The sequence below is a fragment of the Paeniglutamicibacter sp. Y32M11 genome (assembly GCF_019285735.1).
Classification (GTDB): domain Bacteria; phylum Actinomycetota; class Actinomycetes; order Actinomycetales; family Micrococcaceae; genus Paeniglutamicibacter.
On sequence record NZ_CP079107.1, the window covers coordinates 2,431,200 to 2,444,563 of the forward strand.

Here is a 13,364-nt window from a genome sequence, read left to right on the forward strand (position 1 = left end):
CAGCGGGCACTTTAGCGCCACAGTCCACGGGTATCGATGATGTCCTTGCCATGCAGCTCGGTGCGGTTAACGTCCCGGAATCGGTCATGATCAACCAGCACGGTGATTACACTCGAACGTTGCAATGCTTCATCAGTGCTGACCAGTTTTAGGTTTGGTAGAGCTGCCAGGGAAACAGGCAACTCCTTGATGTGCGGCTCGGCGGCAAGGAACTGAATCTGCGGGTGAGATTCGGCCAGTTTCCGAGCAATATTGATCGCCGGGGATTCACGCAGGTCATCGATGTTCTTTTTAAAGGCCAAGCCCAACAGCGAGACCTGCCCATTAAACGACTGCTTGGCCGTTGCGTCCTTGACCTTTGAGATGACCCAATCGGGCTTCGCGTCGTTGGTTTCGCGAGCCCTGCGAATCAGCTGGGATTCCTCCGGAGCTGCCGAGACGATGAACCATGGGTCCACCGCAATGCAGTGACCCCCGACGCCTGGACCCGGTTGAAGGATGTTAACCCGGGGGTGGCGATTAGCAAGTTCGATCAGTTCCCAGACATTGATACCAAGCTTGTCGGAGATGATAGACAGCTCGTTGGCGAACGCTATATTCACATCGCGGAAGGAGTTCTCCACCAGCTTTGCCATTTCGGCGGTTGCCGCATCGGTAGTGAGGATCTCCGCGGCGCAGAAGGTCTGGTAGAGGGCCTTAGCCTTTTCGGCGGCCTCGGCACTGAGCCCACCAACGATGCGGTCGTTCGACACCAGTTCCTGCATCACGAATCCGGGAAGAACTCGCTCAGGGCAGTGAGCAATGAGCAATCTAGAAATATCAAGATCCGGGCGGGCCGCTTTGATGTACTCTGCCATTCGCTCGGTGGTTCCGGGCGGGGATGTTGATTCAAGGATGACCAATTCGGTGCCAGTCAGGTGCGGGGCGAGACCCTCGGCTGCCTGCTTGATGTACGAGAGATCGGCACTGTAGTCGTCGTTGAATGGCGTAGGTACAGCAACGATAAAAGCCTGCGCAGCGGGGGTGGTCAGCGAGGCCGTGAGTAATCCACGAGTCACAGCGTCCGACACGAAGGCGCCGAGCTCCGGTTCCACGAAAGGCACTTCGCCCTTGTTGACTGCTTCAACTGTCCGAGGATTAACGTCGACTCCGTGAACCCGGATTCCTCGGGATGCAAGGATCGCTGCGGTGGGCAGTCCAATGTATCCCAGTCCAATTACTGCAACTTCTTGAATGTCAGTCACTCAGGCGACTTCCTTCGGTCTTCGGGGATCTACACCAGTGGTGCTGGTGCAATCTGGTTCTCAAGGATGCGCTAGCGCGCTTCATCCCACAGGCTAGGAACCTCCCGTGAACAGGCGATTAACTGCGAGTTCTTTTAGACCAATAAATTTGCTTAAGAACTGCCGAACTCCGCTCCCAGGTGCGCTCCTGAAGTACGAACTCCCGGGCAGCCGCGCCAATTTCTAGCCGGCGGTCGCTGTTTGCCAACAGTTCACTCAAGGTTTCGACCCAGGCTTCCAGCTCCTCAGCAGGAACCAGAACGCCGGTTTTTCCGTGCGAAATTAATTCCGACAATGCCGGCAAATCCGAGGCCATTACGGGGACTCCACAGGCCATCGCTTCCACCGGCTTCAGCGGGGTGACATCGCGAGTAACTGCAAGGTCGCGACGGGGAACCATGAAGACATCCAAGGCAGCGTGATAAACATGCGCCCGCTCCCGTGGAACTCTGCCGGTAAAGATGCACTTATGAGCTATGCCCAATTTTTTTGACAATTCGATGAGCGGCTCGCGTTCAATGCCGTCCCCCACGACTAACAGTCTCAAGTGAGGGTGAGTATCCTTCATCCGGGCGACGAGGCGGACCAATAATTCAAGCCCTTCATAATGAACCAGACTGCTGATCGTACCTACATAGCTGAGTGCTGGGTCCAGATTGACTTCTTGTCGCGCGCGCGTCCGATCCATGGGCTCATTGAGGAACATCCCTCCAACCCCGTTAGGTAGCACCTGGATCCGTTCAGGTGCTACGCCTGCTTCCATGAGATTTTTTCGCATGGCCTCACCAAGCGTGACGACGGCAGTCGCGGCCTTGGCGTTCTCCCCCTCACGTTTGCGGAACAGTTTGTAGCGGCGGGATGACCCGGCAGATTTCGGACGGGTCGAAGCCCAGGTGTCTGCCAGTTGCCCACGGACCTCGTAGACCCAAGGCAGCGAATAGGCCTTGGCCACCGCACGCACAGCGAGAGCATTAGTGAAGTCTGTGGTGGTGTGCAGAATGGTGGGCTGTAATTCCTCAACCAACCCAGCAAGCAGCAGCGTTTGTTGTTGGATACGCCCGGTAACGTCAAAACGCTGCTTGGCTGGCAGCAGCCGGCGATACGTCACACCGTCGACTTCCTGCCGTGGTCCCGCCATCATGTTTCCCACGTTGACCGGGTACCCCAGCCGGGTGGCGGCAGAGACCCTGACACCCTGGGCCTGCAGGGCCTTGAGTAGTGAGTGAGTGCGCTGGGTATATCCGCTGGAGGTGTACGGAAGGGAGTTCGTGGCTACGTAAAGGACATGGGGTTCTCCGTGGATGTCCCAGCAGCGCGTCTTGTCCTCCAACATGGGCAACAGCCCTTCGAAGGTGTCTCTTTCGCTGCGGTAGTGGGCCAGTTGGCGACCACCACCGCGGCCGCCTTTCTCCAGCGTTGCGATCGCTTCGTCGATGCGCCCAAGGGACCAGTGAAGTCTGGCAGCGCTCCGTGCCGCGGCACCCCGCACGCTCTTAACCCTGTCGATCACCAAGGCTGCTTCTTCCCACAAGGAGGCGGCAATCGCGGTATTAGCCAGCCTCGCGGCTGTCCCGTCACTAAGGGCGCCATGCTCGAGCCAATCCTTGATCGTTGCGCGCAAGGCATCCTTGTCCTCGCGAAGGAGTGCCGCCATCGCCACGGTCACCGGTCTTTTCCCGCGCTGCGTGTAGAGACGTAGCGCGCCATTAAGCGCACTTCGGGTCCCGAACTTACGCAGTATCTGGAGCATGAAAAACTCCGGGTCATCGTGCAGGTTCTGCATGCTCAACCGTGCGGCATTGCCGATGTTCTGGCGGATTCCACGAACCTTTTCTGTATCCTTCAAGCTATCGCCCGTTCTCGGTGAGTTTTTCCAGTTCAGCCAGGTACTTCATGCCCAATGACCCTAGATCGGCGTTGTTCTTGACCCATATGCGCGCACTTCCGGTGCGCAACAGCGAACCGCGATTTGCCCCGAGACTACGCAGGTGGGAGACCAAGGCTTCGGCGGACTGGGCCACCACGGCACCGGCCTGCGCCTGTTCGATGATGTGTGCCGCCTCTCCGCGCACCAGCCCGGTCACGTGTTTGTCCAGCGCCAACAGCTCATAGAGCTTGGAGGGGATCGTGTAGTCGAAGCTCGGCCAATCGGGGCGAAGGCTGACTAGGCAGGTATCAGCCCACTGGTACATCTTCAGCACGTCGATCCCGCGCACCGGTTGATGGAATTCCACCGCGGCTCCGCGGTGCGCGGCGTATTCCTGCAAGGCTTCCGCTTCGGATCCGCCGCCCACCATGCGCAACCGAATGGTTCCGGGCAGGGCTGCCGCGGCATCGATGGCGACCTCCAGGCCCTGGCTGCGTCCCAGGTTGCCCAAGTACAGCACGTTCAGGACCAGAGAATCCTCCCGGCGAGGCGCTTGAAGGCCTTCATACCGGCCGAACTCCACCCCATTGGGCAGCGTGATGACATTCTTGACCCCTTGGCTGCGCGCGACCGCCGCCAACCCTTGGGTCACGGTGACCACCAGCCGTGCCCTCTTGAGCAAAGATAAGATAAATCGCGACACCACCGGTTCCAACCGGCTGGAGCCAAGCACCTTAGATTCGTGCAAAAGGTTCGGCCACGCGTCGCGCAGATCAACAACAAAGTGGGCACGCAACAACTTACTGGCAACAAAACCAATCAGCAGGGTCGGCAACGCCGGCACGGTGGCTATCACCACGTCCTGGCGGCCGGCCCACAGGCAGGACGGAATAGACACCAACGAATCAATCCCATGCTTCAGCGCCTTGAAAAGAGGTCTGGTGGCAGGGAAAAGCGCGGGATAACGCAGCACCCTCACGTTCCGGGACTGCTGGATAGCCTCGGCGGGAGCCTGCGACTGTGGCCTTGGGGTCACGACACTGACCCGATGTCCGGCTTCGGCAAATGCGTCAACAAAAGCTCTCCAGCGACGTTGCGGTGGCGAGATCTCCGGGGTGAAGGAATGGGTCAAAAGCAAAATTCGCATCTCAGGCCGGCCCCCGCCGGCTCGCTGCGGCAACGGGAGTCCCGGGCCTAAAAGAACACATGAGAGTCGTTCCTTCCGAACCAGGCCACCTCACCGGTGGCAGCAAGACTCCGCTCGGAGGCCTTCCAGGTGTGCTCACCGGTCTTGCCGCGGAATTGCAGGAAGTTGAAACGGTCGGTCGAATAGATCCGTGCCCCCGCACGAAGGGTATTGCCAAGGAATTCGGTGTCTTCGCCACGGCTGCGCGCGGTGAACCTGACTGCATCGAACAGCGCCTTGGTGCCCAGCAGCGTCGGGCCCATGACCAAGTCAGTGAAGCGGTGCTCCCGGTCTTCGTTGCGCAGAAGAGTCAGATCAAGGCCCTCGAGGTACATGTAGTGTGCTTGCTTGCCCACCACATCGGCGCCGCTGAACCGCAGCGCAGAAACTTGGTCGCTGAGATAGTTGACCCCGTAAAAATCGTCGTCATCCATCTTCGCGATAAAGTCACCTTCAGCCATATCGATTCCCTGGTTTAGGCACTCGCCCAGACTCAGCGCGCCATCGGCCACCAGGACATCAAGCTGTCCAATGCTGCCGGTGTCCCTAATGTCATTCAGTTGCCCGGCGTCAGGTTCGAAGCCGTGGGCGATGAGCACCAGCTGGACGTGGACACCCAACTGTTTGGCCACACTTTGCAGCAGGTGGGGAAGTTTTCCCGGGCGCCGGGTTGCGGCGATCACTGTGACCACTCGTGGTGAATTCATCGAAAATGGTGAGGGCACGGCCGCGCTGATGCCCGTCTGCCGCAGCACGCTGGCCGCGCGATGAGAGTAAGTGTGGTGATCCCAGATCCGCCGCTGGGCTAGGTGCACGGAGCGCTGGCGCAGGGCCGGGCTACGCAGCAACATTCGAATGGTTCCGCGAGCATCTTCCCGGTCCTTGACCTCAAAGACCTCCTCGGGGTCAAAGAAACGCCCAATGGCGGCGCTCTCACCGGAGACCACTGGGGTACCGCAGGCGCTGATTTCAAAGATGCGTCGCGCACACATGCTCGGCGAGTCGACGACCGAGTTAACGTTCAGGAATACCTTGAAGTCTTGGTAGGCACCGACCATTTGCTCATAGGGCAGGGATCCAACAACGGCGGCGTCGAAGGGAGCCGGGAACTGGTACTTTTCCTCGCCGCCCCATTGTCTCGAAAAGATCCTCAGATTGCCGCCGTTCTTCTGTTGCGCGTCAAGTGCCCCACCGAGGACCGTTTCCATCTGATCACGCCGCTCGGGGTATTTATGGGCGAAATACATACCGGCGAACGCAACGTCCTGCACTTCTAAGGCACGCGATCTGACCGGGTTGTGCAGCTCGGGCTGGGCGGCAAACGAAAGCGTATGGACCCGCTGATGTCCCAGTTCCTGTTGGTACCTGGGAATCATGGACTCATCGGAGGTGAGCACTGTGTCAAACAGGCGGGCAGCGTCCAGGAAGTCCTCAAAATGCGGCGGGTCCTCCTTGTTCCAGAACACGGTGGGGATACCTTTTTCGCGGAAGGCTGCCACCATCTCCACCAGTGGTTGTCGTGGGGCACTCGTTCCGGTCAGGTGGTAGCTCCATGATCCGGAGTTGCCGGCCCAGGCCGACTCGACAAACAATAGGTCGGTTTGGCCACCGTCGAGCACTTCTTGCCAATTTGTCGGAGTTGGCAAGAGCAGATTCCATTCGGGGCCCCAGGCTTGGGCGCTAAATTCATCCAGGATAGCTGCAACATTGAGCTCGGCTTTTGCTCGCCCGAGGTTGACGGCGCTGCCGGCCTGACGCCCGTGCCCTTGTTCCCGGCCATATGACGTGCCAGACTCGGGCTGCAGCCCCAGTCCGTGGCGCCGCCGCCATGTCTGCAGCTGCCGTGGCCCGCCCTTGCGCAGGTGCCACAGTGCGGTGCGTAGTTTTTCGAAATCCATGATTCTAAGTCTCAATTGTCCTGGACCCTGGCCGTCGTGCCTAGCAGGGTCATTGCAGTTCTTCAGCCGCGTGCGGCAGAAAGGGAAGTCTCGTTGGCTGAAAAGAACTCGCGCAACTCCGCGTCCTTCCATTCGTGCTCGCCGTAGTATCCGGCTAACTGGGCTATCAACTGACGCGAGGGTTCTTGCTCGTGCTCGGCAACTCGCTGAAGCTTTTCCAGATACCAGCCCTTCACAAAGCCTTCCAGGCGCCGTTGCTTGTAATCTTCCAGCATGCCGATTTGCCGTAGCCAATCGGCACGGGACTTCTCCAACGGGACGTACTTGCGATAGAACGAGGTGCCCAGCGTGTTGACGGTTGAGTTAGAGACCACGGCAAAATAGGCGTGGATCGGCTCGTTGAGCAACGAGATCTTCGTGGCGTAGTAGAGCATTTGCTGGAAGAAATAGGAATCTTGTCCCACCGCTCCCACGGGTTGCTCAATACCCAGCGAACGCAGCCACGAGGTATTCGCCACCAGTGCTTGGATGCTCATCGGGGTGTAGTTGATCTTTGACAAGATACTCGGGTCGACCTGGTACGTGTCTTCAGAAATCTCGTTCCCAAGGATCTGGCGGCGGAGGATACGAACGTAGTTGACCAGTTTGCGACGATCTGCGTTGCGAATCATGTTGCCGATGGCAAATTCTGAATCATTGGCGACGGCCAGCTTCAGCAACTTTGCGTATCCATCCGACAAGGCCTCGTTGTCGGGGTCCAAGTAGGTTACCCATTGGCCAGTGGCCATGGCCAAACCTAGGTTTCGCGGCCTTGAAGCACTTCCCGAACCGCCCTCCTCGTGGAGGTAGACACGCACGTTTGAGTAGTCCCGCTCCAGTTTCCTGATGGTGCGCACGGTCTGTCCATCGGTGGATCCGTCGTCGATTAGCAGGATTTCCATTTGGTCGAATATAGAGCTGCGGCGCAGCGATTCAAAGCACTTGAACTCCAGATGCCGTCCGTTGTTGTAGATCGGGACGATTACGCTCAGCTTCGGCTGCTGAGCGGTCCGTGTCTCGATCCTTTCGCGCAGCCGATCGCCCAGCTGTAAATCGTCAATGGCGTAGCTGGATGCGGATGTAGCATTGGCTCCGGCATCTTGGTTGATCCAGGTCAACGATCCGTGCGCCGGGGCCGGATCATTCGTGAAGTCGTGGTGGCCGCCGTTCTCACTGCCCGGTGCCGATTTGTGGATCGAAACACTGTCCACGTACTTGGTTGCATTTACCAGGTCCTGCAGATAGTGCTGGCCATATTCAAAGCCGGGATCGATATCGCAGACCAGATCCACGCCGGCCTGACGGGCGGCGTCGGTGGATTCGTGAGTTTCCAACGCTCCGGCGAAGGACTGTTCGCTCTTGAACTGCAGGACAGCCCCGGGTTCGCCAATAATTGAGATGCGCCTGGAGTCACCATCCAGATCCGCCAATCCGCAGGTGCCCAGCAACGTGCGCATCCTGTCGAAATTCACGTGATCGGTGTAAGCGTTCCTCAGTCCAGTCATCTGGTTTTCATACAGGGGGGCACCATGCAGGGAGGCAATAATGTCCGCAGCGTCAAAGCTGCTCTCGGGCATGAAAACGTTCGGGAACTGGTCGTTGACTCCCGCATTATAGTTCGACAGGACGGTGCAGCCCATGGCTTGGAGTTCCACCACGCGGTTGGCGTACATCGTTGAACTCGAGACCACCGAGTTGAGGTTGATGGCGATATCACTGGTGCGGTGGATTCTTAGCAGCTCGTCATGGTCCACCGCTGGCTCAACGTAGGGTAAATAACGTTCAGGAAAGAGGTACTTCTCAGTTTCCAATTCCCAGTTGCGATCAATGATTCGCAGCTTCCGGTCCGAGGCAATGACGCCGTTGAAGATCTCAATGGCCGATTCGCGGCGTTCGGTGTATTTGTGGTTGTGCCAGGAACCGGCGAAGATGATGTCTTCGATCCTGTGTCGCCGACTTCCCACCGGATTATGGTGGCGGAAGTCCACGCTGAAAGAAAGGACTCCGATGGCCCGTGCGCTCGGACATACCGCACGATATTTCTCGATCATTTCAACGGCACTGGTGAAGATGTAATCACACACCTTGGCTGTGCTCAGGAAGACATCGTAGTTCGGAGGATCCTCCTTGGAGTAGAAGGCCACCGGTATCCCCCGTTCCTGATAAAAGGGAATGAGTTTATCTTCCAGCAGCCGACGAATCTTTCCGCTTCGCTGCGATGCACCAACCCATTCACGGTCCAAGCCGCGCCATGTAGAAGTAACCAGTACCAAGTCCAGTTGATCGGCATAGTCTTTATAGTTCGCCGGGGTCAGCGGCACAAAGTTCGCCGTGCTGGAGAAAGATTTATAGAGGAATTCGTCGGCGATGATCCCGATGTTCAGGTCGAACGGCCTATGCCAACGTTGCCCCCCGGTTTCAGTTCTATTGATGTTTTGGGAGTATTCCTCGGTCACGCTATGGTTCAATTCGTTGAAGTACTGTCGGCGTTGGGTGTATTCCGTCAACGAGCGCACAGGTTCGAAGTAGGGATGCTCGCCGGTCAGTGCACCTTGGTAGTAGCGCGATTCCAAGTGATTGCCCATATCGAATTCTCGGGGGAAGCCAACTGGTTTCGACAGCTGCTTCGTACGCGCCTCAATATGGGCAAGTCGGCTGTTCAGGCTCTTGGTATCCATGGTTCTCTATTTCCCCGCTCGCTTTTTCCAGTACCACCGTTGTGCCCTACCGAGCTTCGAATTGCTCAACGCCTCGTAGCGCGAACGCATGGCTTCAAGCTCGCGCTCTGCCTTCAACAGACGTTTTGCCAGCTCCGATTCTGTTTGTGCTCGCAGCTCACTGGCGTCGGGCACCTGTGGCAGTTTTTTGCCGCCTGAAAGTAGCTTCACTTGGCGGTCCCGCTTATCTATGATGTTGAGCAGTTTCTCTTCCCGCTCGTAGAGCTTTAGCAGTTCGGCGGAAAGCCCTTGTACTTCGCGATGTAGCTTCAGCGGAAGTACAGCCGCCCGGCGCGTAAAATCCTCGGCCTGCATTCTGGTGTTCTCTGGCATGGTGTTCTGCGCTTTCATACTGAGTTCGTCTGCGGACACCCGGCTAGCCCTCAACTTTGGCAAAGGGATTATCGGTGAGTATTTTGCGCCCGGGCCGAGTACTGGGTCGAGAAGTGATTCGGATTTTGGTCCTGCTGGCCATTTCCCATGAGGGCTTGGGGACTTCACGCAGCGAATTTATTCGCAACGTCAACCGGGACGCTGGAGCTACATCGGTGATTGAAATAGTAAAAGGTTCGGGCCAAAACGCCAGATCGTGTCGTGCCACCAATTTGTCATCCAGCATGGCTACCAATTCAAGATATTGGGCGCCTCGCATATTCTCGTAGCTGTTGTCGATCAGGATTCTGATGTCAACGCTCCCCACGGCATCACTGAGCTCTGCCACGACGTAGCTAACGGACGAAGAGTGCCCCCGCCTGATTTGGTCGGCAGGAATATAGAGCTGCCCCAAGTAGGGCAGTTCTCCTGTCAGTCCTTTTGTTGAGTCGTACAGGCAAATCTTCTTCACTGGACCGTCGATGTGGGCGGCAGGTTCCTGTTTCTGTTTCACGCGTCGACCCTGCTCGTAGAGGTTCTCAGTGTCATTAACACCGTAGAAGTTCAGGAGGGGAGCATTGAGGTTGATCAGCTCGCGAAAGAGGAATCCCTCCTTCCGTTCCTGCGACGTGAATGACAATGCCAGATCGATGATGCGGCGGTGGTTGAAAGGGATCGCTGTATCGAATGCCCAGTCGGTCTCATTGAAAACTTCCGAGAACCACCGTGCTTGGCGGGCTTCCCAATAGTAGAGATCAAGTGGTTCATAGCTCGGGTCGACTAGCGCTATTCCGAATGTCTCGAATTCTTCCTCAAGCTCGTCCATGACGTGTTGCAGCTCATCGCCAACGCTCGGCTTGCGCTGCAGGATCTGCTCCTTGAGCAGCTTCCGAAGTCCATTCATCGGAGTTACTGGGTCAGTGAACTGATGGAAGTAGTTCCTTGCCGTCTCGTTGAGATTACCCCGCAAGTGGACGACATTCTCCCCCGAAACATGCTCCCGATATAACTTGAGCAGCCACCGCCCGTGCTGTCCTGCAGAGTTCTTTTCGATGATCCCGAGCTCACTGGAAGTGAAGTCAATCGCTTCATCGCGATGTAGGAATCTATGGTGGACGTCCACCACATCCAGCAACTGCCGCACAATGACTTCGTCCTTGTAAATGGAGCGGGACCAAGCATTGTCCTGTAGCGGTGTGGCCGTATAGGTGAATGCTCGAATCGAGCCCCAGACTTCTCTGGCCATGGCCAAGGATGTCCGGCTATCCAGTCCGCCCGTCATTGAAAGGGCCAGCGTGCGTTTGCTAGCTAATACGCGGAGTTGCTCAGACCATAGGTCTTGGACCATCGAGACCCGGTCCGCGACCGGCAGTTCAACGTACGGGTTGGCGGAAGTGGGGAAGAAGCGTTGTTGCGACGCGGACATCATGTCCAGCCGGTGGTTTGGAAGCATGGCCCTGATCCCGGTATATCTCGTCTTACTCCATCGCAATGCCAACGGCAATTCGGCAAGGCGCGAGTTTCCCACTGGCGCCTTGGTGATGTCCGCAATCATTCGTTCGTGGGAAGTCAGTACCGAGGCATCGTCATTGAAGTAGACCGAACGCATTCCGTGGGCATCCTGATAAGCAAAAGCCGTGTTTTCACCCAGGACGAACAGAACGTATCGCCCTGCCAAGTCATAAAGTAGTTCTTCCACCCCTCTGGTTTCCTTGCCTTTCCATGCCCTGGCCACCAGCTCCAAAACATCGGCAAGTTCACTTACGGATTTGTCGAGGTTTACATAGTGCGCATGTCCCAGCAGCACGAAGGCGAACCGCCCGAATTCAAGGACGGCGTACTCCGTTTCCGGCGAGAACCAGAATGACCCGTGCACCGTCGACTGCTGGGAAAAATGGCTCACATCCACCGGCAAGTCAATCTCATTGCGAGCGAAGAAAAAACCACGGGGGTATAACGGGATATTCATTCTGGCGGGGGATCCTTGCAGTTTCAGCTCAGGGAAAGTCGATTTTCTTGAGGTTAGCAGTCCGTTGACAGTCGAATTCAATAAACCGCCCTGATTTCCTATCCGCTCATTGAGTGTTCATCGTCAGTTCAACTTGGTTCCATGAAACTGAACTTCATGACGCTTGTGAATTGAGGATCCTAGACCACAAAACTCCGGCTAGAGTGCTGGTGCGTTCTTGAGCCGCCTCTCGAAAGAATGGCGGGTCGGTTTATGCGCCGCGATTTCACCTGAGGTTAATCGATGGTCAATGCCGAGGGCCTAGTGTTCTAGGAATGCCGCTACGTGTATTTTCCGATTCAGCAAAAACCTTCGAATCAGTAAATGATTTCTTGGTGGATCCAACGACTCCCCACGGACTCTTCACCATCATGCACCGCGGGCTCCCGATAGATTTCAGGTATGAAGACCGGGGCCACGCCACCACTACTGTGTTCTTCCATGCTGCCCTTGGCCCCAAGATCACGCGACTGCCCGTGTTCCTTGGCAAGTCCTTCTCTCAGGATGTGGCAGTGAATCGGCTTTTTGTGGCCGATCCAACTCTGCATATTGACGACAAGCTGCGTCTGGCTTGGTACGCCGGAAGTTCCCGTCAACCGGATTTGCAAGAGGTACTTGCACAAGTCTTCGCGAAAATTAGTGGCAGCAACCGGACAATCTATTTTGGTGCTTCCGGTGGCGGTTACGCAGCACTTTATTACTCGGCTCAGCATCCGAGTTCGCTCGCCATCCCCCTGAACCCGCAAACCAACATCGCAAGGTATGTTCCGGCATTTGTCGAGCGCTGGGCTAGCATGGCTTGGCAATTAGAAAAGTCCGAAAGCGGACATCTGGAAATGCCGGACACGGTGACCAACCTGGTAGAAGTCTATGAGCAGCCACGAGGGAATCATGTGCTGTACGTGCAGAACACAGGAGATGCGTTGCATATGGAAGCCCACTGGTCTCCGTTCATTGAGAAGGTGAATCCCTCGAACGACATCGTCCCTTTCCTTCAGTTTGTCGGCGAAGGACATGTTCCACCTCCGGTAGAACAACTCAAGGAGCTGCTGAAGCTCGCGGCGGCTAGTCAGGATTGGTCTACCTTGGACGTCCTTCCGCAGACACTTGCGATCGGAATGGAGGTCAGATAGACGTGTTAAGGCCAGGCCTTACGGAAGCATTAACTGAAGAGCAGTAGAGAGCAGCACCAAAACTGAGCAGTGCGACTCCCGACCCCCTGAAGTAATGATCGTCAATCTCATGTTGGAGCCTGGGCAGTCTACAAATCCCGTGAACTGCTCGCGCTTTTCTTTGCCAAACCCCTACCTGTGGCGCCCGATGTCAGTCGTCAAGTAGGCCGCCTTGGGAATTTTCAGCAGTCCTTCGAAGTGGGAGAACACGGCCCTTTAGGCGGGCTCCGCGCCAGATGAAAGCATCTCTGACGTTGCGCACAGCACTTGAAAGATCTGGGTCAATGCGGATCGCTATAGTCAACTGTCCATTGGCCCGCGCGCGACTCACGTCGGTTTCATAACGGTCGAATGCCGATTTGAGCTGCGGCGCCAATCCCGGTATCCGAGCAACATCACGACATTGCTCAAATCCCACGTTTAGCTCACCGTGTTCGAGCTTACGCAGCGTCGCCCGACCAACTCCTGACCTGCCAGCGACCTGTTGCACGGTCAGCGCAAGCAAGGTCCCCACAGGTTAATAGCTATTGACCAATATTTGTTGCGGTCCGACTCGTCTTCGGCGATGCTGTTTCCTGTGCAAGGCTCTAATGTCGGCCTCATTTGCGATCGCGTAAACAGGTTCTGTGGCCCTACTTTGGTCATTTATGGTCATTGTGGATTTCCTCGCACCTGTGGACCACACCGTGAAACCCTATTCCGTTCGGGGCTGTGTGCAGTGCTCGACGCCCGACTGCATCCGGAGAAATCCTATCCGCAGTCCCACTGTGGAAAATCGCTGCGCCAACGACGAAGCCCGCCCCGACAAAAGTCGGGACGGGC

Annotated in this window: 8 protein-coding genes; 1 reads left to right on the forward strand and 7 read right to left on the reverse strand. The window is 56.7% G+C overall.

The genetic code is table 11. The annotated features are described in order from the left end of the window. Positions 1-11 precede the first annotated feature (11 nt). The 7 genes from wecC to KUF55_RS10700 all read right to left on the reverse strand — a co-directional run bounded on the left by wecC (position 12) and on the right by KUF55_RS10700 (position 11,331). A complete protein-coding gene (gene wecC, locus KUF55_RS10670; protein ID WP_218816624.1) occupies positions 12-1,244 on the reverse strand; it encodes a UDP-N-acetyl-D-mannosamine dehydrogenase in 1,233 nt (410 codons plus the stop codon). 118 nt (positions 1,245-1,362) lie between these two features. Beyond that, positions 1,363-3,129 (reverse strand): glycosyltransferase family 4 protein, encoded by a 1,767-nt coding sequence (locus KUF55_RS10675; protein WP_218816625.1) that lies wholly within the window; start codon positions 3,127-3,129, stop codon positions 1,363-1,365. A 1-nt stretch (position 3,130) separates the two neighbouring features. Beyond that, positions 3,131-4,297: a glycosyltransferase family 4 protein gene (locus KUF55_RS10680; protein WP_218816626.1), complete on the reverse strand. Its 1,167-nt coding sequence runs from the start codon at positions 4,295-4,297 to the stop codon at positions 3,131-3,133. Between the two features lie 47 nt (positions 4,298-4,344). Beyond that, positions 4,345-6,234 carry a glycosyltransferase gene (locus KUF55_RS10685; protein WP_218816627.1) on the reverse strand — a complete coding sequence of 630 codons (1,890 nt, stop codon included), beginning with the start codon at positions 6,232-6,234 and terminating at the stop codon, positions 4,345-4,347. A 62-nt stretch (positions 6,235-6,296) separates the two neighbouring features. Continuing rightward, positions 6,297-8,858, reverse strand: a complete 2,562-nt coding sequence (locus tag KUF55_RS10690; protein WP_218816628.1) for a glycosyltransferase — start codon at positions 8,856-8,858, stop codon at positions 6,297-6,299. Positions 8,859-8,957: 99 nt separating this feature from the next. Then, positions 8,958-9,362: a hypothetical protein gene (locus KUF55_RS10695; protein ID WP_218816629.1), complete on the reverse strand. Its 405-nt coding sequence runs from the start codon at positions 9,360-9,362 to the stop codon at positions 8,958-8,960. A 4-nt stretch (positions 9,363-9,366) separates the two neighbouring features. Further along, positions 9,367-11,331, reverse strand: a complete 1,965-nt coding sequence (locus tag KUF55_RS10700; RefSeq protein WP_218816630.1) for a hypothetical protein — start codon at positions 11,329-11,331, stop codon at positions 9,367-9,369. Positions 11,332-11,645: 314 nt separating this feature from the next. Here KUF55_RS10700 and KUF55_RS10705 point away from each other — a divergent pair, with 314 nt between their 5' ends. Beyond that, positions 11,646-12,503: a hypothetical protein gene (locus KUF55_RS10705; protein WP_218816631.1), complete on the forward strand. Its 858-nt coding sequence runs from the start codon at positions 11,646-11,648 to the stop codon at positions 12,501-12,503. Positions 12,504-13,364: the final 861 nt, after the last annotated feature.

Excerpts from the sequence above, each read along its gene's own strand:
- KUF55_RS10690 (WP_218816628.1), bottom strand. The coding sequence starts at position 8,858 with ATGGGCAATCACTTGGAATCGCGCTACTACCAAGGTGCACTGACCGGC.
- KUF55_RS10685 (WP_218816627.1), bottom strand. The coding sequence starts at position 6,234 with ATGGATTTCGAAAAACTACGCACCGCACTGTGGCACCTGCGCAAGGGC.
- KUF55_RS10680 (WP_218816626.1), bottom strand. The coding sequence starts at position 4,297 with ATGCGAATTTTGCTTTTGACCCATTCCTTCACCCCGGAGATCTCGCCA.
- KUF55_RS10700 (WP_218816630.1), bottom strand. The coding sequence starts at position 11,331 with ATGAATATCCCGTTATACCCCCGTGGTTTTTTCTTCGCTCGCAATGAG.
- KUF55_RS10705 (WP_218816631.1), top strand. The coding sequence starts at position 11,646 with ATGCCGCTACGTGTATTTTCCGATTCAGCAAAAACCTTCGAATCAGTA.